This is a genomic window from Rhodanobacter geophilus, assembly GCF_040812275.1.
Classification (GTDB): Bacteria; Pseudomonadota; Gammaproteobacteria; order Xanthomonadales; family Rhodanobacteraceae; genus Rhodanobacter_A; species Rhodanobacter_A geophilus.
Genome location: NZ_JBFOHL010000022.1, coordinates 1 through 18,721 on the forward strand (window position 1 = coordinate 1; position 18,721 = coordinate 18,721).

19 protein-coding genes are annotated in these 18,721 nt (G+C 69.1%); 11 read left to right on the forward strand and 8 right to left on the reverse strand.

The genetic code is table 11. The features are described from left to right. Positions 1 to 292: 292 nt before the first annotated feature. Entirely contained in the window at positions 293 to 1,504 is a 1,212-nt protein-coding gene (gene tyrS, locus ABQJ56_RS16655; protein WP_367846147.1) for a tyrosine--tRNA ligase, read from the reverse strand. 183 nt (positions 1,505 to 1,687) lie between these two features. On the opposite strand from tyrS, the gene ABQJ56_RS16660 reads away from it, so the two are divergent. Continuing rightward, positions 1,688 to 3,130, forward strand: a complete 1,443-nt coding sequence (locus ABQJ56_RS16660; RefSeq protein ID WP_367846148.1) for an OapA family protein — start codon at positions 1,688 to 1,690, stop codon at positions 3,128 to 3,130. Between the two features lie 13 nt (positions 3,131 to 3,143). Then, on the forward strand, positions 3,144 to 4,262 hold the full coding sequence (locus ABQJ56_RS16665) for an anhydro-N-acetylmuramic acid kinase (protein WP_367846149.1): 1,119 nt from the start codon (positions 3,144 to 3,146) through the stop codon (positions 4,260 to 4,262). 6 nt (positions 4,263 to 4,268) lie between these two features. Here ABQJ56_RS16665 and ABQJ56_RS16670 read toward each other — a convergent pair whose 3' ends face one another. From ABQJ56_RS16670 to ABQJ56_RS16680, 3 genes are all read right to left on the reverse strand, one after another. Beyond that, positions 4,269 to 4,568 (reverse strand): hypothetical protein, encoded by a 300-nt coding sequence (locus tag ABQJ56_RS16670; RefSeq protein WP_367846150.1) that lies wholly within the window; start codon positions 4,566 to 4,568, stop codon positions 4,269 to 4,271. Between the two features lie 120 nt (positions 4,569 to 4,688). Beyond that, positions 4,689 to 5,927: an AmpG family muropeptide MFS transporter gene (locus ABQJ56_RS16675; RefSeq protein ID WP_367846151.1), complete on the reverse strand. Its 1,239-nt coding sequence runs from the start codon at positions 5,925 to 5,927 to the stop codon at positions 4,689 to 4,691. 4 nt (positions 5,928 to 5,931) lie between these two features. Next, complete coding sequence (locus ABQJ56_RS16680; RefSeq protein WP_367846152.1) at positions 5,932 to 6,699, reverse strand: exodeoxyribonuclease III; 768 nt, start codon at positions 6,697 to 6,699, stop codon at positions 5,932 to 5,934. 38 nt (positions 6,700 to 6,737) lie between these two features. Here ABQJ56_RS16680 and ABQJ56_RS16685 point away from each other — a divergent pair, with 38 nt between their 5' ends. The 3 genes from ABQJ56_RS16685 to ABQJ56_RS16695 all read left to right on the forward strand — a co-directional run bounded on the left by ABQJ56_RS16685 (position 6,738) and on the right by ABQJ56_RS16695 (position 8,625). Beyond that, positions 6,738 to 7,232 carry a GNAT family N-acetyltransferase gene (locus tag ABQJ56_RS16685; RefSeq protein WP_367846153.1) on the forward strand — a complete coding sequence of 165 codons (495 nt, stop codon included), beginning with the start codon at positions 6,738 to 6,740 and terminating at the stop codon, positions 7,230 to 7,232. Positions 7,233 to 7,243: 11 nt separating this feature from the next. Continuing rightward, positions 7,244 to 7,891: an orotate phosphoribosyltransferase gene (gene pyrE / locus ABQJ56_RS16690; protein ID WP_367846154.1), complete on the forward strand. Its 648-nt coding sequence runs from the start codon at positions 7,244 to 7,246 to the stop codon at positions 7,889 to 7,891. Positions 7,892 to 7,977: 86 nt separating this feature from the next. After that, positions 7,978 to 8,625, forward strand: a complete 648-nt coding sequence (locus tag ABQJ56_RS16695; RefSeq protein ID WP_367846155.1) for a DUF4124 domain-containing protein — start codon at positions 7,978 to 7,980, stop codon at positions 8,623 to 8,625. 198 nt (positions 8,626 to 8,823) lie between these two features. On the opposite strand, the gene ABQJ56_RS16700 is transcribed toward ABQJ56_RS16695, so the two are convergent. Genes ABQJ56_RS16700 through coaBC form a run of 3 tightly spaced genes read right to left on the reverse strand, consistent with a single transcriptional unit; the run spans position 8,824 to position 12,917 of the window. Continuing rightward, a complete protein-coding gene (locus ABQJ56_RS16700) occupies positions 8,824 to 11,193 on the reverse strand; it encodes a phosphomannomutase/phosphoglucomutase (RefSeq protein ID WP_367846156.1) in 2,370 nt (789 codons plus the stop codon). A 54-nt stretch (positions 11,194 to 11,247) separates the two neighbouring features. Further along, positions 11,248 to 11,703, reverse strand: a complete 456-nt coding sequence (dut, locus tag ABQJ56_RS16705) for a dUTP diphosphatase (protein ID WP_367846181.1) — start codon at positions 11,701 to 11,703, stop codon at positions 11,248 to 11,250. 8 nt (positions 11,704 to 11,711) lie between these two features. Next, the gene (gene coaBC, locus ABQJ56_RS16710; protein WP_367846157.1) at positions 11,712 to 12,917 is read right to left on the reverse strand and encodes a bifunctional phosphopantothenoylcysteine decarboxylase/phosphopantothenate--cysteine ligase CoaBC; all 1,206 of its coding nucleotides are present in this window, start codon (positions 12,915 to 12,917) and stop codon (positions 11,712 to 11,714) included. Positions 12,918 to 13,013: 96 nt separating this feature from the next. On the opposite strand from coaBC, the gene radC reads away from it, so the two are divergent. The 4 genes from radC (at position 13,014) to ABQJ56_RS16730 (ending at position 17,439) form a co-directional block, all read left to right on the forward strand. Continuing rightward, positions 13,014 to 13,685, forward strand: coding sequence for a RadC family protein (gene radC / locus ABQJ56_RS16715; RefSeq protein WP_367846158.1), 672 nt, complete (start codon positions 13,014 to 13,016; stop codon positions 13,683 to 13,685). 588 nt (positions 13,686 to 14,273) lie between these two features. Next, on the forward strand, positions 14,274 to 15,962 hold the full coding sequence (gene argS / locus ABQJ56_RS16720; protein WP_367846159.1) for an arginine--tRNA ligase: 1,689 nt from the start codon (positions 14,274 to 14,276) through the stop codon (positions 15,960 to 15,962). Beyond that, positions 15,962 to 16,663, forward strand: coding sequence for an SPOR domain-containing protein (locus ABQJ56_RS16725; RefSeq protein WP_367846160.1), 702 nt, complete (start codon positions 15,962 to 15,964; stop codon positions 16,661 to 16,663). Before argS ends, ABQJ56_RS16725 begins: the two co-directional genes overlap by 1 nt. A 23-nt stretch (positions 16,664 to 16,686) precedes the next feature. After that, positions 16,687 to 17,439: an SDR family NAD(P)-dependent oxidoreductase gene (locus ABQJ56_RS16730; RefSeq protein ID WP_367846161.1), complete on the forward strand. Its 753-nt coding sequence runs from the start codon at positions 16,687 to 16,689 to the stop codon at positions 17,437 to 17,439. A gap of 18 nt (positions 17,440 to 17,457) precedes the next feature. On the opposite strand, the gene ABQJ56_RS16735 is transcribed toward ABQJ56_RS16730, so the two are convergent. Then, positions 17,458 to 17,817 carry a winged helix-turn-helix transcriptional regulator gene (locus ABQJ56_RS16735; RefSeq protein WP_367846162.1) on the reverse strand — a complete coding sequence of 120 codons (360 nt, stop codon included), beginning with the start codon at positions 17,815 to 17,817 and terminating at the stop codon, positions 17,458 to 17,460. A gap of 102 nt (positions 17,818 to 17,919) precedes the next feature. Between ABQJ56_RS16735 and ABQJ56_RS16740 the strand changes: the two genes are divergently transcribed. Together ABQJ56_RS16740 and ABQJ56_RS16745 are read left to right on the forward strand one after the other, a co-directional pair. Continuing rightward, positions 17,920 to 18,231: an antibiotic biosynthesis monooxygenase family protein gene (locus tag ABQJ56_RS16740; protein WP_367846163.1), complete on the forward strand. Its 312-nt coding sequence runs from the start codon at positions 17,920 to 17,922 to the stop codon at positions 18,229 to 18,231. Continuing rightward, the gene (locus tag ABQJ56_RS16745; RefSeq protein WP_367846164.1) at positions 18,228 to 18,698 is read left to right on the forward strand and encodes a group II truncated hemoglobin; all 471 of its coding nucleotides are present in this window, start codon (positions 18,228 to 18,230) and stop codon (positions 18,696 to 18,698) included. The genes ABQJ56_RS16740 and ABQJ56_RS16745 overlap by 4 nt, the downstream gene beginning before the upstream one ends. Positions 18,699 to 18,721 lie beyond the last annotated feature (23 nt).

Here is an 18,721-nt window from a genome sequence, read left to right on the forward strand (position 1 = left end):
TCCACACAATTCACCTGTGCACACTGTCAAAGATCACGCCACCGCGGAACTTTCCGCCAGGGGACATTTCGTCCCGGTGAGCCGCCCATTCTACATCGTTCTTTCAGGCCGTCAACAGTCTCGTGAAGGATTTCTTTCAGCGAGATGGTGGCGCCGTGCCGATGCAGCAGCGGGGCGGCGAATACTAGGCAGGCACCCCAGTCTTGGCAAGCGCTTTCTTCGAAAAAATTTCACTCTTTCGCGCAAACCACTGATCTTGGGCGAAACATTTCTGCAGAGTCGCACGCGTCACTCAACCGCCGGTCAGTCGCACCCGGGCGAAGTTGCGCTTGCCCACCTGCAACACACCTTCGAAGCCGGCGCCAAACACGCGCTGCGCGTCCTCCACCACTTCTGCATCGATGCGTACCGCGCGCTCCTTGAGCTTGCGGTTCGCCTCGGAGTTGCTGGCGGTGAGCCCCGCGGCGGTGAGCAATGCAGGCAGGCGCAAGCCTTCGGCAGGCACGGCGATATCGGCCAGCGGCAACAGCGAAGTGTCGCCTTCGCCGCGCACCACCGCATGCCAGCCGGCGATGGCCTGCTCGGCGGCAGCCGCGTCGTGGAAGCGCGTGGCCAGTTCGCGCGCCAGGCGCAGCTTGGCATCGCGCGGATTCAACACCCCGCTTTCCACCCCGTGCTTCATGCGCGCCAGCTCGTCCAGCGACACCTCGAAGCTGAGCAGTTCGAACCAGCGCCACATCAGCGCGTCGTCGATCTTCATGGTCTTGGTGACCATGTCGATCGCCGGCTCGTCGATGCCGATGTAGTTGCCCAGCGACTTGGACATCTTGTTGACGCCGTCCAGCCCTTCGAGCAGGGGCATGGTGAGCACGATCTGCGGCTTCTGTCCGAAATGCTCCTGCAGGCCACGCCCCATCAGCAGATTGAATTTCTGGTCGGTGCCGCCCAGTTCGACGTCGCACTCCAGCGCCACCGAGTCGTAGCCCTGCACCAGCGGGTAGAGGAATTCGTGGATCGCGATCGGCTGCTGCGCCGCATAGCGCTTGGCGAAGTCGTCGCGCTCGAGCATGCGCGCCACGGTGTGCTGCGCGGCCAGCTTGATCATGTCGGCCGCACCCATCTTGCCGAACCATTCGGAGTTGAAACGCAGCTCGGTGCGTTCACGGTCGAGCACCTTGTAGACCTGCGCCGCGTAGGTCTCGGCATTCTTCAGCACGTCCTCGCGGGTGAGCGGCTTGCGCGTGACGTTCTTGCCGGTGGGGTCGCCGATCATCCCGGTGAAATCGCCGATCAGGAAGATCACCTGGTGCCCCAGGTCCTGGAACTGGCGCATCTTGTTGAGCAGCACGGTATGGCCGAGATGCAGGTCTGGCGCGGTGGGATCGAAGCCGGCCTTGATGCGCAGCGGACGACCGCTCTTCAGCCGCTCCAGCAGATCCTCGCGCTTGATGATTTCGTCGGCGCCGCGCGCGATCACGGCCAACGCCTGCTCAGGTGCGTTCATGCAACTCCTCGGGTTCATGGTTGCCATGACAGCCATTTGGGCGATGGCAATCACGTTTCAGCGTTAATTGTGCGTTAACCGAAAACTTGACGCAAACCCTTGATGGAAAAGGCATTGACGCACTTGTCACGCGGCGACTATGGTACGCGGGTTTGTTACTTTGTACGACGAGGCTCGCGCAGCATGGGTGAGGAAATTCGGGGGGCGCGCCACGCACGCAAACAGGCCATCTGCCGCAAGGCGCAGCGCCGGCACGTCAGCTTCTACGAGCGCTGCGCGCACTGGTCGTTCGACCGTTCGGAATCCACCACGCCGATCCACTGGCACCGCGAACGCTGGGTGCTGGCCGGCACCGCGTTGATGGTGACCCTGCTCTCCGGCTTCATCATGCCGGCCTGGGCCACCGCGATGAAGCCTGCGCCGACGATCGAGGCGCACACCCTGCTGCCGCTGGCGCTGCCGAAGCTCGCACCCATCAATCCGGCGACGTCCACCGTGGACGACTGGCAGGTGGTGCGCGTGCAGCCGGGCCAGACGCTGTCGGACATCTTCGGCGGACGCGGCCTCAGCCTCACCGACCTGCAGAAGGTGATGGATGCCGCCGGCGACGCGAAGTCCGCGCTGCACAACATCCGTCCTGGCGAGGAGTTCGACTTCCTGCTCGGCCCCGGCGGCAGCCTGCGCGGCATCCGCTTCGACAAGGACCAGGCCAATCGCGCCATCGTGCGCCTCGACGGCCCGCAACCCACGCTGACCCTGCAGCCGCGTGACATGGATGTGCGCGAGGAAGTGGCGCATGGCGTGATCCGCAGCAGCCTGTACGCCGCCGGCGACCAGGCCGGCCTCAGCGCGGCGATGGTGGGCAAGGTGGCCGACCTGTTCAAGTACGACATCGACTTCGTGCAGGACCTGCGCGAAGGCGACAGCTTCACGGTGATCTACGACGACATCTACCGCGACGGCGCGCGCTACGGCGAAGGCGACATCGTGGCCGCGGAATTCGTCAACCAGGGCAAGCGCTATACCGCCTACCGCTTCAGGAAGGCCGACGGCAACTACGGCTGGTTCAGCGAGGACGGCCGCCCGCTGCAGAAATCGTTCCTGCGCATCCCGGTGGATTTCACCCGGATCTCCTCCACCTTCACCGCCGCACGCATGCACCCGATCCTGGGCCGCATGCGCGCGCACAAAGGCGTGGACTACGCCGCGCCGACGGGCACGCCGATCCATGCCGCCGGCGACGGCGTGATCAAGTACCGCGGCTGGGAAAACGGCTACGGCAACTTCGTGCTGATCCAGCACAACAAGGACATCAGCACGGCCTATGGCCACATGTCGCGCTTCGCTGCCGGCGAGCGTGTGGGCCAGCACGTGAAGCAGGGCCAGATCATCGGCTACGTCGGCATGACCGGCCTCGCCACCGGCCCGCACCTGCACTACGAATTCCGCGTGGATGGCGTGCAGCGCAACCCGCAGACGGTGACCCTGCCCAAGCCCGAGCCGCTGCCCGCGGCCCGGATGGCGCAGTTCAAGGCCACCGTGGTGAAGCCCGAGCTGGCGCGGCTGGAACAGATCGACCAGCGCATCAGGCTGGCCCGCAACAACGCGCCCAACACCGACAACTGAGCACCACGACCGCGTGAGTGATGCCCCGGCGCTCTACCTCGGCCTGATCTCCGGCACCAGCGCCGACGGCATCGATGCCGCGCTGGTGTCGTTCGAACACGAGCGACCACATCTGCTGGCCGCGCACACGCATCCCTGGCCGACCGCGCTGCGCGAACAGATCCTTGCCGTGGCGCAGGGCGAAACCTCGCTGGACCTCGACGCCTTCGGGCGACTGGACGTGGCGCTCGGTCGCGGCTTCGCCGAAGCGGCGCTCGTCCTGTTGCGCGACCACGGCATCGATGCCGCGGCGGTGCGCGCGATCGGCTCGCACGGCCAGACCCTGCGCCACCGCCCCGCGGGCGAGTACCCCTTCACCCTGCAGCTGGGCGATGCCGCCACGATCGCCGAACGCTGCGGCATCGACGTGGTGGCTGACTTCCGCCGCGCCGACGTGGCTGCCGGCGGCCAAGGCGCCCCCTTGCTGCCGGCCGTGCATGCGATGCTGCTGGGGCATCCGGGCCATGGCCGCGTGGTGCTCAACCTCGGCGGCATCGCCAACATCACCGTGCTGGGCGTCGACGGCAGCGTTCTCGGTTTCGACACCGGCCCAGCCAACGGTCTGCTGGATGCATGGTGCCTGCGCCAGCACGGCGAGCCTTTCGACCGTGATGGCAAGTTCGCCGCCAGCGGCCGGATCGACACGGCGCTGCTCGATGCGCTGCTGGCCGATCCCTATTTCGCACTGTCGCCGCCCAAGAGCACCGGCCGCGAACACTTCCACCTCGACTGGCTGGCCGCGCAGCCGCGCGTGGCGGTGCTGGCACCGGCCGACGTGCAGGCCACCCTGCTGGAGCTCACCGCGCGCAGCGTGGCCGCGGCGATCACACGTCACGCACCGGATGCGGAAGACGTGCTGGCCTGCGGCGGCGGCGTGCACAACGGTGCGCTGATGCGCCGTCTCGCCGAACTGCTGGCGCCACGCATGCTGTCGAGCACAGCGGCATTCGGCGTCGATCCGGATTTCCTCGAGGCCACCGCGTTCGCCTGGCTGGCCCGGCAGCGCCTGCTCGGCCTGCCCGGCAACCTGCCCGCGGTCACCGGCGCGCGCGGTCCGCGCTTGCTCGGCGCGGTCCATCCCGCGCCGCGCTGAACCGGCCTACTCGAACAGGTTGGCTTTGCGTTGCGGGGGCACCAGCTGATCGCCGCGGGCGGTCGACAGCGCCTGCACGGTTTCCCGGAATACCGCCTGCTCGGTCGCGTTCCACGGGCCGGCCAGCGCGGCGAGTTCATCAGCCTCGATCAGGGCCTCGGCCTGCTGGCCGCTTTCGGCGGCGCCGAGGCCGCGCCGCAGCGCGTGCAGCAGCACCTCGTTGACGCTCCACTGGTGGTTCTTGGCGAACGCCTGGATGCGTTCGGCCAGCAGATGATCGACATGGCGTATCACGAGATCGGGCATTCGTCGGCTCCTTGCGCGCGGCGCACCCCTGCGCCGCGATCATCACCGGCACGGAAGTGCCGGGCAAGCCATGCCTCACCGATCCGTGGCCTGTGCCGCAGCCGTAACGTGATGCCGTGCTCAGTGCGGCCGCGCCAGCTCCGCACGGTCAATCGCGCGGCGCAGCGCGATTATCAGCAGCAGGCCGGGCAACGCCGACAGCGCGGTGATCGCAAAGAAGCTTGACCAGCCCACCTGCGGCACCAGCCACGCCGCCAGCGGCCCCAGGAATACCCGCCCCACCGCCGCCAGCGAGGACAGCAGCGCATACTGGGTGGCCGAGTAGCGCACATTGCACAGCGCCGTCACCAGCACCACGAAGGCCGTGCTGCCCAAGCCGCTGAAGAAGTTTTCCGCACCCACCACGATCGCCAGCGCCAGCAGGTCCGGGCCGCTGTGCACCAGCCAGATGTAGCCCAGGTTCACCAGCGCCTGCAGCACGCCCAGCAGCAGCAACGCCGGGAACAGCCGCATCCGCGTCACCACCCAGCCGCCGGCCAGCGCGCCGAGCAGGCCGGCAGCAAGGCCGAAGGTCTTGTTGATCGCACCGAGCTGGGTCAGCGAGAACTGCGGCACGCGCAGCAGGAAGGTGGTGGACAGCGACAGCGCGAACGCGTCGCACAGCTTGTACAGCACCATCAGCGCCAGCCACGCCAGCGCCAGCACGCCATAGCGCTGGAAGAAGTCCATGAACGGTTGCACCACCGCCTCGGCGAAGCTGCGCGTGGGCTGTTCGTCGGGTGCTTCCGGCGACGTCGCGGTGACCACGATCGCCGCCAGCATCAGTGCCCCCATCAACCGGTACACCCAGGCCCAGCCCATATGATCGGCGAGGATCAACGACAGCGCGCCAGACACCAGCATCGCGGCGCGGTAGCCGCCCTGCATGAACGCGATGCCCCAGCCGCGCTCCTCCGGCCGCAGCAGGTCGGTGCGATGGGCGTCGTAGGCAATGTCCTGGGTCGCGGACGAGAACGCCACCAGCACGGCGAGCAGCACCAGCATGGCCGCCGCCTTCTGCGGCGTGTGGAAACTCATGGCGATCAGGGCGCAGCCGCAGATCGCCTGCATCAGCGCGATCCAGCCGCGGCGGCGTCCCAGCCACGGCAACTGGAAGCGGTCGAGCAGCGGCGACCAGAGGAACTTGAACACGTAGGCCGTGCCGGTCAGCGTGACCCAGCCGATGTCCCTGAGACTGAGGCCGGCAGTGGTGAACCACGCCTGCAGGGTCGGGTTGGTCAGTGCCAGCGGCAGGCCGGAGGCGAAGCCCAGCAGGCCGACACTGAGGATGCGCCAGCGGCGCCCTGGCACGATGGCCACGCCCTCAGTCGGCATAGTCGACGGTGTACGGCGCGTGGTCGGAGAAGCGCTCGTCGCGGTAGATCGCGCAACGCTTCAGGCGCTGGCCCAGTGCCGGAGTGACGAGCTGGTAGTCGATGCGCCAGCCCACGTCGTTCGCGCGGGCGTTGCCGCGGTTCGACCACCAGGTGTAGTCCTCGCCCTCGGGATGCAGCGTGCGGTAGCTGTCCACCCAGCCGCGCTCGACCAGGCCGTCCATCCATGCGCGCTCCTCCGGCAGGCAGCCGGAGTTCTTCTGGTTGGATTTCCAGTTCTTGATGTCCTTCGCGCTGCGCACGATGTTCCAGTCGCCGCACAGCACGTAGTCCCGCCCGCTCTTCATCCACTCGTCGAGGATGGGCGCCAGCCAGTCCATCGCCTTGAACTTGAGTTGCTGGCGCTCGTCGCCGGAGGAGCCGGACGGCACGTACAGCGACACCACGCTGAGCCGGCCGAAGCGCGCCTCGACGTAGCGGCCTTCGTCGTCGAATTCGTCCCAGCCCAGCGCGGTGCGCACCTCGTCGGGCTCGCGCTTCGCGTAGATCGCCACGCCGGAATACCCTTTCTTGCTGGTGGCGTCGCGATAGAAGCAGTGATGGCCGTCGGGACGGAACATCGGGTCGGCGAGCTGGTCTTCCTGCGCCTTGGTTTCCTGCAGGCAGACCACGTCGGCCTTTTGCTGGCGCAGCCACCCGAACACGCCCTTGCTCGCGGCCGAGCGGATGCCGTTGGCATTCAGGCTGATGATGCGCATGCACGACTCCCGGAGTGATGGCGGGCATCATAGCAACCATGCCCGCGCCTCCCGTCATCCGCGTCTGCCCGGTCACGCCCGCCTTGCGCGCGGCCGTGCTGCGCCTGCATGCTCGACCGGAGCAGGACGGTTTCGTGAGTCCACCTGCGCATACCCTGCCCGACGCCGAGCAATGTCCCGGCAGCGCGCCGATGGCGATCCTCATCGGTGACACCGTGATCGGCTACTACCGCATCGAGCGCAGCGCACGCAGCATCACCGGACGCGACGACGATGCGGATGCGCTGGGCCTGCGCTCGTTCCAGCTCGATGCCGCGTGGCAGGGGCGCGGCCTCGGCATCCGCGTGATGGACATATTGCTGGCCGATCTCACGCAGCACCATCCGCAAGCGCGCCGCATCGTGCTCGCGGTGAATTGCGCCAATGCCGCCGCGCTGGCGCTGTACCGGTGCGCAGGCTTCGCGGACGGCGGCACGCTGTACCATGGCGGCCGCTCCGGGCCGCAGCATCTGCTGTGGCGCTCACTGGCCTGACGGGATTCCCCATGCACGACTACCAGCGCGACTTCATCGAGCTCACCTTGCAGCGCGAAGTGCTGCGCTTCGGCGAATTCACGCTGAAGTCCGGGCGGCAGAGCCCGTACTTCTTCAACATGGGACGGATCGATTCCGGCGCGGCGCTGGGCCGGCTGGGCCGTGCCTACGCCGCCGCGGTGGCGAATGCGGGGGTCGCGGTGGACATGCTGTTCGGTCCCGCCTACAAGGGCATCGCACTGGCCGCCGCCACCGCCATCGCGCTCGCCGAGCAGCACGACCGCGACCTGCCCTGGGCCTACAACCGCAAGGAGGCCAAGGACCACGGCGAGGGCGGCGTGCTGGTGGGGGCGCCGCTCAAGGGCCGCGTGCTGATCGTGGACGACGTGATGACCGCCGGCACGGCGGTGCGCGAGTCGCTGGCGCTGATCCGCGCGCACGGCGCCACGCCGGCCGGCGTGCTGATCGCGCTGGACCGGCAGGAGCGCGGCCAGGGCGAACTCTCCGCCGCGCAGGAAGTGGCACGCGACTACGGCATCCCGGTGATCGCGATCACCAGCCTCGCCGACGTGCTGGCCTATGCGGGCGAACGCCCGGAACTGGCCGCCGAGCACGCCCGCCTGCTCGCCTACCGCGAACGTTATGGCGTGAACGGCTGAACCCGGTCACAGCCCGCGGCGACGAATCGCCCGCAGTGGACATGCACCGCCGCGACCGCGTCTATACTTCCGTCGAGGGGGTATCCATGCGCAAGTCACTGTCCATCCTGATCGCCACCATGCTGCTTGCCGGCGCGCCGGTGCACGCCCAGCAGCACGCGGGCAACAACGGGATGCGCTACAAGTGGGTGGACGGCAAGGGCCTGCCGCACTTCAGCGACAGCCTCAGCCAGGATGCGCTCAAGTACGGCTACGACGTGGTCAACGACCAGGGCATGGTGGTGGCGCACGTGCAGCGCCAGCTCAGTCCGGAGGAACGCGCCGCCGCGCAGAAACTGGCCGCGCAACAGGCCGCCGCCCAACGCGCCGCCCGGGACCAGGCCCGTGCCGACGAGCAGACGCTGGCCGCCTATCCCGACGAGGCCGCGTACAAGGCTTCGCTGCAGCAGGCGCTGGCGAACATGGACCAGCAGATCCATACCAGCAAGCTCAACCTGCGCAGCCAGGAGCAGGCGCTGACCGAACTGCTGGGCCGCGCCGCCGAGTTCGAGCACAACAAGCAGCCGCTGCCGAAGTTCCTGCAGGACGGCATCGCCAAGCAGCGCGGCGTGGTCAGCGAGGTGCAGGCACTGCTGCAACGCCAGCAGGCGCAGCGCGACCAGGCCGCGCAGGCGCAGGCGCAGCAGCTCGCGCACTACCGCGCCCTGCAGGCGGCGCAGAACCAGCAACCCTGAGGCGGCCGCACAGGGATAGGCAGCACGCCATCGGGCACGCACGTGCTTGATGGTGGAAGCGAGCCCGCACAAACCCCGTCGGGAACGGATCTGGCCAGCCCCGGCTGACCCGCAGGGCCCTTGCCGCGGACGGCCTGCGCGCATGCGCAGGGCTCGCCGACTCGAACAACCGCCAGGATGACGGTTGTTCAAGATGACTCAGAACGGCAGCTTCAGCGCCGGATCGACCGCGAGCAATTGCTCGCGGAACGCCTGCTGGATGCGCTGCAATGCCGTCGGGTTGTCGGCGTCGAAACGCAGCACCAGCACCGGCGTGGTGTTCGAGGCGCGCACCAGGCCCCAGCCGTCCGGCCAGTCGGCGCGCACGCCGTCGATGGTGATCAGGGTGGCGTCGCCGAAGTTCACCTTGGCGCGGAAACGCTCCATGAACCGGTAGTGCTCGCCCTCGGCCAGCTCGATCTTCAGCTCCGGCGTGGAGACGCCCTTGGGCAGCGTGGCGAAGATCTCCTCCGGCGTGCGCTCCTCCAGGTCGCCGGCGAGGATCTCCAGCAGCCGCGCGCCGGCATAGATGCCGTCGTCGAAGCCGTACCAGCGTTCCTTGAAGAAGAAGTGGCCGCTCATCTCGCCGGCCAGCTCGGCGCCGGTCTCGCGCATCTTGCCCTTGATCAGCGAGTGGCCGGTGCGCCACATCAGCGGGCTGCCGCCGGCCTCGAGGATCTGGCCCTTGAGATGCCCCGTGCACTTCACGTCGTAGATGATGGTGGCGCCCGGCTGGCGGGCCAGCACGTCGCGCGCGAACAGCATCAGCAGGCGGTCCGGGAAGATGATCTCGCCCGCCTTGGTCACCACGCCGAGGCGGTCGCCGTCGCCGTCGAAGGCCACGCCGAGGTCGGCGCCGGTCTGACGCACCGCGAGGATCAGATCCTCGAGGTTGTGCGGGTCGGAAGGGTCGGGATGGTGGTTCGGGAAGGTGCCGTCCACTTCGCAGTACAGCGGCACCACCTCGCAACCGATGCCGGAGAGCACCTGCGGCGCCAGCGCACCGGGGATGCCGTTGCCGCAGTCCACCACCACCTTGAGCCGGCGCTCGGCCTGCACATCGGAGACGATGCGCTCCAGGTAGTCCGGCAGCACGTCGATCTGGCGCAGGCCGCCTTCGCCGCCGCGCTCCAGCGCGTCCGCGGCAATGCGCCGGTACAGGTCCTGGATCGAGCCTTCGGACAGCGTCTGGCCGCCGATCACGATCTTGAAGCCGTTGTAGTCGGGCGGGTTGTGGCTGCCGGTCACCGCCACGCCGCAGCCGGTGTTGAAGTGGTACGTGGCGAAATACACCACCGGGGTGGGCACCGCGCCGAGATCGATCACGTCGATGCCGGCCTCGCGCAGGCCATCCGCCAGCGCGCCGGCCAGCTCCGGGCCGGACAGGCGGCCGTCGCGGCCCACCACGATCTCGGTGAGCGCCTGCTCGCGCATCAGCGTGCCGATCGACTGGCCCAGCAGGCGCGCCACGTCGGCATTCAGCGATTTGCCCACCACGCCGCGGATGTCGTAGGCGCGGAAGATCGTCGGATCGACCGCGACATTCGACGCGACCTTCGGCGCCGGGGCGGACGCAGGTGTGGCGGCGGATGCAGGTGCGGAGGCGAGCTTGGCGAGCACCGGCTGGGGCGGTGCGGATTTGCGGGCGGCTTCCTGGGACAACTTGAACTCCTCGATATCGATATCCGGCTCGACCAGCGGCACCTCGCGCCGCCGCAGCCGCCATCCCAGCAGGTACAGCCCCGCGCCGATGCCGGCCAGGGCCAACAGCGCCGCCAGCGGCCACGAGCGCGGCAGCACGATGAAGGCCGCGGGCGAGGCCGCGGCCACGCTGAACACGCTGCCCGGCACCGTCCTGGCGACCGGCTCCGCCTCGGCACCGGCGCTGCCGTGCGAAAGAATGCGCATGTCGGCGCTGGCATCGCCCTGGCGCAGATCCAGCCTGCCGCCCGCAGGCGACACCGCGTCGAACGCCTGCTGCACCGGCGCAAATGGCAGCTCGACCCACAGCCACGCCTGCGCCTGCTGCGGCGAACCCAGCGGCAGCACCAGGCTCAGCCGACGATCACCCACGCCGTGCGTCACGCTCTGCACCGGCGGCAGGCCGTCGTCGGTCTGTGCGGCCATCAGCTGTGCGGCCTTGGCGTAGCCGAACTCGCGAAAGTTCGCATGCAGCACTTCATCGAGACTGCCGCTGTAGACGTCCAGCTGCTGCGCCTGCGGCAACCGCGCACGCAGCGCCGCCACCAGCTGGGCGTGATCCCCCCGCAGCATGGCCGGATCCAGCGTCGTCACCGCCTTTGCCACCGTGGCGCGCTGCGCGGCGACCGTTTGCGCCAGCCGTTGCACGACCTCGTCCCGCGCCCGCTGCACGCGCACCGCCGCATCGCCCTCGTCCGCGATCAGCCAGGTCTGCCACGCGCAGAGCACGCCGAGCAGCAGCAGCAAGGTGCCGATGGCCAGTGGCCACAGGCGCCGCCAGTCCGGCTGCGCGCGCCACCGTGATCCGTTTGCGTCACTCATCGCCATCCCCTGCCCCCACAGGTGTCCGCCACACCCGGCCCGACTCCGCGCCGGACCGGATCACTTGATGCCCGTCGAGCCGAAGCCGCCGGCACCGCGCGCACTGGGCGCGAACTCGTCCACGACGTGCAGTCGCGCCTGCGCCACCGGCACCAGCAACAGCTGGGCGATACGGTCGCCCACGCCGATGGTGACCGGCCCGCGGCCGCGGTTCCAGCAGGAAATCATCAGCGGCCCCTGGTAGTCCGCGTCGATCACGCCGACCAGGTTGCCCATCACCAGGCCCTGCTTGTGGCCCAGCCCGGAGCGCGGCACGATCAGCGCGCACCAGCCCGGGTCGCCGATGTGGACGGCGATGCCGCTGGGCACCAGCGCGCTGTCGCCGGGCGCCAGCGTCAACGGCGCGTCCAGCGCGGCGCGCAGGTCCATGCCGGCACTGCCGGTGGTGGCCGGCTCGGGCAGCGGGATGCTGTCGCCCAGACGCGGGTCGAGGATCTTCAGTTCGACGTCCAGCATCGCCGCACTCATCCGCGCACCGCGCGATAGCGCTCGGCCACGCAGGCGACCAGCTGCCGCGCCAGCTCGGCCTTGCCGGCGCGCGCCAGCGCCAGCATGCCGTCGGCCCAGTACACGTCCAGCGCATTGTCGGCGGTCTCGAAGCCCAGGCCGTCGCCGACACGGTTCGCGGCGATCATGTCCAGGCCCTTGCGCTGCAGCTTGTCCTGCGCGTAACGCGCCACGTCGTGCGTCTCGGCGGCAAAGCCGACCAGGAAGGGATGCGCGGGCCGCGCGGCGAGGCTGCCGAGGATGTCGGGATTCTCGGCCAGTTGCAGCACCAGGCCGGCACCGGCCTGCTTTTTCAACTTGCGTTCGGCCACTTCGGCCGGCCGGTAATCGCCCACCGCGGCCGCGCCGATGTAGATCTGCGCCTGCGTGCAGGCATCGAGCACCGCCGCCTGCATCTGCGCCGCGCTGCGCACGTCGACGCGGCGCGCCACGCCGGGCGGCGTGGCCAGGCTCACCGGGCCGGCCACCAGGGCCACCCGCGCGCCCGCCTCGGCCGCGGCCTGCGCCACCGCGAAACCCATCTTGCCGGAGCTGCGGTTGCCGATGAAGCGCACCGGGTCGATGTCCTCGAAGGTGGGGCCGGCGCTGACCACCACCTCCAGCCCGGCCAGTGTGCCGTTGCCGAACGAGGCCGCCAGCGCGTCGCGCAGCTCGTGCGGCTCCAGCATGCGCCCGGAACCCACGTCGCCGCAGGCCTGCTCGCCCGCGGCCGGGCCCAGCACCTGCACGCCGCGCTGGCGCAGGGTGGCCAGGTTCGCCTGCACCGCCGGGTGCGCCCACATCTGCTGGTTCATCGCCGGCGCCACGGACAGCGGCGCGGCGCTGGCGAGGCACAGCGTGGTGAGCAGGTCGTCCGCATGGCCGTGGGCCAGCCTGGCGATGATGTCGGCGCTGGCCGGCGCGATCAGGATGCGTTCGGCCCAGCGCGCCAGCTCGATGTGGCCCATCGCCGCTTCGGCGTTTTCGTCCCACAGCGAACTGCGCACCGGCTGGCCGGACAGTGCCTGGAAGGTGGCTGCGCCCACGAAATGCCCGGCGGCCGCCGTCATCACCACGCGCACCTCGGCGCCCTGCTCGCGCAGGCGACGGACCAGTTCGCAGGACTTGTAGGCGGCGATGCCGCCGGACACTCCCAGCAGGATGCGGCGTTGGGCAAGACTCATGTAGGCAGGGCCTGACGTGCGGGCAGATGGTTAGCTTACCGGAATCGTGCCGCGCGACTGCTGCCTGCGTCGCGCGTTCGCCGCCACGCTTTCGGCATGAGCATCCGCGACTGGCCCGAAGGCGAACGACCCCGCGAAAAGCTGCTGGTGCGCGGCAGCGGCGCATTGTCCGACGCGGAGCTGCTGGCCGTGCTGCTGGGCAGCGGGGTGCGCGGCAAGGACGCGATCGCACTGGGCCGCGAACTGCTGACCGGCGCAGGCAGCCTCGGCGCCTTGCTCAGCCGCCCCGATCAGGTCGTGCATGCCATCGGCCTGGGGCCTGCCAAGCGCGCGCGCATCGCCGCCGCACTGGAACTGGCCCGGCGCAGCCTCGCCGAGCAGTTGCGCGAGCAGCCCGCGCTGCGCAATCCCCGCGACAGCGGCAATTACCTCAGCGCCCGGCTGCGCCACCTGCCCTACGAGGTGTTCGGCTGCCTGTACCTGGACAACCGCCACCGCGTGCTGGCCTTCGAGGAACTGTTCCGCGGCACCGTGGACGGCGCCAGCGTGCACCCGCGCGAGGTGGTGCGCGCCTGCCTGCAGCACAACGCCTGCGCGGTGATCTTTGCCCACAACCACCCCAGCGGCGTGGCCGAGCCCAGCGCCGCCGACCGCGCGATCACCCGCGAACTGCGCGAGGCCCTGCAACTGGTCGGCGTGCGCGTGCTCGACCATCTGGTGATCGGCCAAGGCGAACCGGTGTCGATGGCCGCGCGCGGCCTGATCTGAAGCCTGCTTCAGCGATCATCCCCATGGTCGCTTGAACCACACGGGCAGCCACCCCTGGCCACACGGCCGGGCTTCATTGCGATCGCCCCTGATCACGAAGATCACGCGACCAACCATCCCTTGCCGCACTTCCAGACAAAAAGCGGCGCGGGGATGAGCCGCGCCGTGGTTGCCGATTCGGGGAGCGGAGAGAGCGGCGTCTCCGGGTGCCGGATGGTGGAGGGGAGTCGCCACCAGCACGCAGCCACTGTGGCGCCGCGGCATGACAGGGCGATGACGATCCCGTGCTGCAGCCATGACCGCCAAGCGCCCGTAACTTATGCACAAAAGCCTGCTGTCGGCACTTGCAGCCTTCAGCGCAGCCATGACTTTAAACATGCCTTGCATTCATATGATTCGTATCGATTTTTTTCTATAATGAGCACATGGCCACGCGGCCGATGCCATACCTGCTGCTTGAAGCGCCGCTTTCCCCACAGACTTATCCACAGGCGGCACGCCGCGGCGCAGCATGCCGGCCCGCGCAACGGTCGCCCGCCCCGGACGGTCTGCTAGGATTGCCGGTTCCATCCCGGAACCGCCGCGCCCGTGAAAGCCCAGCTGCACGAACTGATCCTGCAGGCCATCCACGCCCTGCAAACCCAGGCCATCCTGCCCGCCGACCTGGCGATTCCCGGCTTCGTGATCGAGCGCACGCGCAGCCGCGAGCACGGCGATTTCGCCTGCAACGCCGCGATGCTGCTGGCCAAGCATGCCCGCGCCAAACCGCGCGAACTGGCCGGGAAGCTGGTCGCCGCGCTGCCGGCCGGCGAGCTGCTGGCCAAGGTGGAGATCGCCGGGCCCGGCTTCATCAATTTCTTCCTCGCCACCGACGCCAACCAGTCGCAGGTCCGCCGCATCCTCGAACAGGGCGCGGGCTACGGCCGCAACGCGCTGGGCGCGGGCCGCACGGTGGGCGTGGAGTTCGTCTCGGCCAACCCCACCGGCCCGCTGCACGTGGGCCACGGCCGCAACGCGGCGCTGGGTGACTGCGTGGCCCGCCTGCTGGAAGCCAGCGGCTGGGACGTGAAGCGCGAGTTCTACTACAACGACGCCGGCGTGCAGATCGGCAACCTCGCCCTGTCCACGCAGGCGCGCGCGCGCGGCCTCGCCCCCGGCGACGCCGGCTGGCCGGAGGACGGCTACCGCGGCGACTACATCGCCGACGTGGCGAAGGCCTATCTGGCCGGTGACAGCGTCACGGTGGAAGGCCATACCGTCACCGGGGCGCAGGACGCGGAAAACTTCGACGCGATCCGCGCCTTCGCCGTGGCCGCCCTGCGCCGCGAGCAGAACCTCGACCTGCAGGCCTTCGGCGTGGGCTTCGACGTGTACTTCCTGGAATCCTCGCTCTACACCGACGGCAAGGTGGAGGAAACCGTGCGCGAACTGGTCGCCCACGGCCACACCTACGAGGAAGGCGGCGCGCTGTGGCTGAAGACCACCGACTTCGGCGACGACAAGGATCGCGTCATGCGCAAGTCGGACGGCACCTACACCTATTTCGTGCCGGACGTGGCCTACCACCTCAGCAAGTGGCAGCGCGGCTACGGCAAGGCGATCACCGTGCTGGGTTCCGACCACCACGGCTCGCTGGCGCGCGTGAAGGCCGGCCTGCAGGCGCTGGACGCGGGCATCCCCAAGGGTTACCCGGACTACCTGCTGTACCAGATGGTCACCGTGATGCGCGGCGGCGAAGAGGTGAAGATCTCCAAGCGCGCCGGCAGCTACGTCACCCTGCGCGACCTGATCGACGAGGTGGGCCGCGACGCCACGCGCTACTTCCTGATCTCGCGCAAGGGCGACTCGCAGCTGGTGTTCGACATCGACCTTGCCCGCTCGCAGACCAACGACAACCCGGTCTACTACATCCAGTACGCGCACGCCCGCGTGTGCTCGGTGCTGCGCCAGGCCGGCGAGAAAGGGTTCACGTTCGATCAGGACAATGGGCTGGCGCAACTCGCGCGGCTGGACAACGAGCATGAGCAGGCGTTGCTGACCGAGCTGTCGCGCTATCCCGAAGTGGTGGAGGCCGCGGCGACGAACCTGGAACCGCACCTGCTCGCCGTATGGCTGCGCGAGCTGGCCAACGCGTTCCACACCTATTACAACTCGCACCAGTTCCTGGTCGACGACAAGAACCTGCGCGACGCCCGCCTCGCCCTCGTGGTGGCGACCCGGCAGGTGTTGCGCAATGGTCTTGACCTGCTGGGCCTGGGCGCCCCGGAGAGCATGTGATGGCAGCACGCAAAGGCAAGGGTCGGCAGGCGGTACGCAACAGCGGCGGCGGCATCCCGGGATGGGTCTGGGCGATCGTCGGCGTGCTGATCGGTGCGGTGGCCGTGGTGGTGCTGATGCGCCACTCGCTGATGCCGATGGCGCCGAAGAACGGCCCGCAGGCGAATCCGCAGGCCACCGCCGAAGCGCCCAGCGAGACCGGCGCGTTGGCGCCGGGCAATGCCGAGAGCGCGCCGAAGAAGCCGCAGTTCGACTTCTACTCCGTGCTGTCGGAGAAGGAAGTGCGCATCCCGGATGCCGAGATCAGCGCGCAGGCGAAGGCCGAGCAGCAGAAGCAGCAGGCCGCCGCGACCGCGCCGGCGACCGCCGCGCCGGCAACCTCACCCGCCGTGCAGCCGACAGCGCCCGTGGCCACCCAGAACGTGGTGGCCGCGCCCGCGGCCGCGGTGCCGAAGCCCGCGGCCGGCAGCGGCTACCTGCTGCAGGTCGGCGCCTTCCCGAATCCCGCCGATGCGGAGTCCATGAAGGCCAGGCTCGCCATGCAGGGCTTCATGGCCAACGTGCAGTCCGTCAACGTGAACGGCCAGACCTTCCACCGCGTGCGGCTGGGGCCGTTCCCCAGCGCCAGCGCGCTGGAGGCGACCAAACAGCGCCTCGCCAGTGCCGGCATCAACTCGATCGCACTGAAGGAAGGCAAGTAATCCACCTCGCCAAGGCAGCCCGTATGAGCACCAAGACCGCCTGGATCACCGGCGCCACCGCCGGCTTCGGCGCCGCCACCGTGGAACGCTTCGTGGCCGGCGGCTGGCGGGTGATCGCCAGCGGCCGCCGCGCCGAGCGCCTGCAGCAGCTGGTGGACAGGCACGGCGCCGACAAGGTGCACGCGACCGCCTTCGACATCCGCGACGAAGCCGCGCTGCACGCGGCGGTCGCCGGCCTGCCGGCAGGCTTCACCGGCATCGACCTGCTGGTGAACAACGCCGGCCTCGCGCTGGGTACCGCGCCGGCGCAGCAGGCCGATCTCGCGCAGTGGAAGCAGATGATAGCCACCAACGTCACCGCGCTGGCCACGATGACCCATCGGCTGCTGCCCGGGCTGATCGAGCGCCGCGGCGCGATCGTCAACATCAGCTCGATCGCGGGCAGCTACCCCTACCGCGGCGGCAACGTCTACGGCGGCACCAAGGCCTTCGTCAGCCAGTTCTCGCAGAACCTGCGCACGGACCTGCACGGCACCGGCGTGCGCGTCACCTCGATCGAGCCCGGCATGGCCGAGACCGAATTCACCCTGGTGCGCACCCGTGGCGACCAGGCCGCCTCCGACCAGCTCTACGCCGGCGCCCACCCGATCACCGCCGGCGACATCGCCGACACGATCTGGTGGATCGCCAACCTGCCGCCGCACCTCAACGTCAACCGCCTGGAGATCATGCCGACCAGCCAGTCGGCGGCCGGCCTGCAGGTGCACCGGGACTGAGGCGATCGCGCCAGGCGATCAACCGCCCGCGCGGGAACCGCCGTACTCCACGCCCAGCGCGCGATGGTGGGTCTTGCCCCAGCTCGCCAACGCGTTCAGCGCCGGCCGCAGGCTGCGGCCGAATGCGGTCAGCTCGTAGTCCATGCGCTGCCCGCGCGCATCGCGCGTCACGCGGCAGATCAATCCGTCCGCCTCGAGTTGCCGCAGCTGCTGGCTGAGCACCTTGTGCGCCACCTGCGGCATCGCTGCCTGCAAATCGCTGAAGCGCCGCCGGCGTGTCGACAGCTGCCACAGGATCATCGGCTTCCACTTGCCGTGGATCAGGCTCAGCGTCACGTCGACGGGACAGGCGAAGGTCTTGTGCTGAGGTTGGCTCATGCGACGGCTCGTGGCGAGGCAGGTAACTTTCCGGTGCGTATCTTTGGCGCAGGCGGTAGATGCAGAATCGGGAGTGACCATGACACTCCGTGAGGATCGAGCATGACCGTCGAGTACATCCGCTACAAGATTCCGCCGGCACAGGCGGCCCGGTTCGAACAGGATTACGCCGAAGCCGCGCGCAGCCTGGATGCCTCCGCGCACTGCCTGGGCTACGAGCTGGCCTGTTGCCTGGACGAGCCGGGCAGCTACATCCTGCGCATCGAATGGGACTCGGTGGAAGGCCACATGCAGGGCTTCCGCGGCAGCGCGGAGTTCCGCGCCTTCTTCGCCGCGATCAAGCCCTACGTGGACATGATCGAGGAAATGCGCCACTACCGGGCGACGACGGTGCAGCGGACCCGGTCGCCATGAGCGATGACGGGATTCCCAGTCTCTACGCATGGGCCGGCGGCCTGCCTGCGTTCGAGCGCCTCACCGAGATCTTCTACCAGCGCGTGCCGGACGATCCGCTGCTGGCGCCCCTGTTTGCGCGCATGGATGCCCACCATCCCCGCTTCGTCGCGCTGTTCATTGCCGAAGTGTTCGGCGGCCCGGCTGGCTACAGCGAGCAGCGCGGCGGCCACCACGCCATGCTGGCGAAACACGTGGGGCGACACCTGAGCGAAGCGCAGCGCGCACGCTGGATGGCGCTGCTGCTGGAGTGCGCCGACGCCGCCGGCCTGCCGGACGACCCGGAATTCCGTTCCGCCTTCGTCGGCTACGTGGAATGGGGCACGCGGCTCGCCGTAATGAACTCGCAGCTCGGGCAGCTACCCGACGAGCAGGCGCCCATGCCGGCCTGGGGCTGGGGCGAGACCGGCGGACCCTATCGGGGCTGAAGCGGGGCGACCGGCAAGGGTCG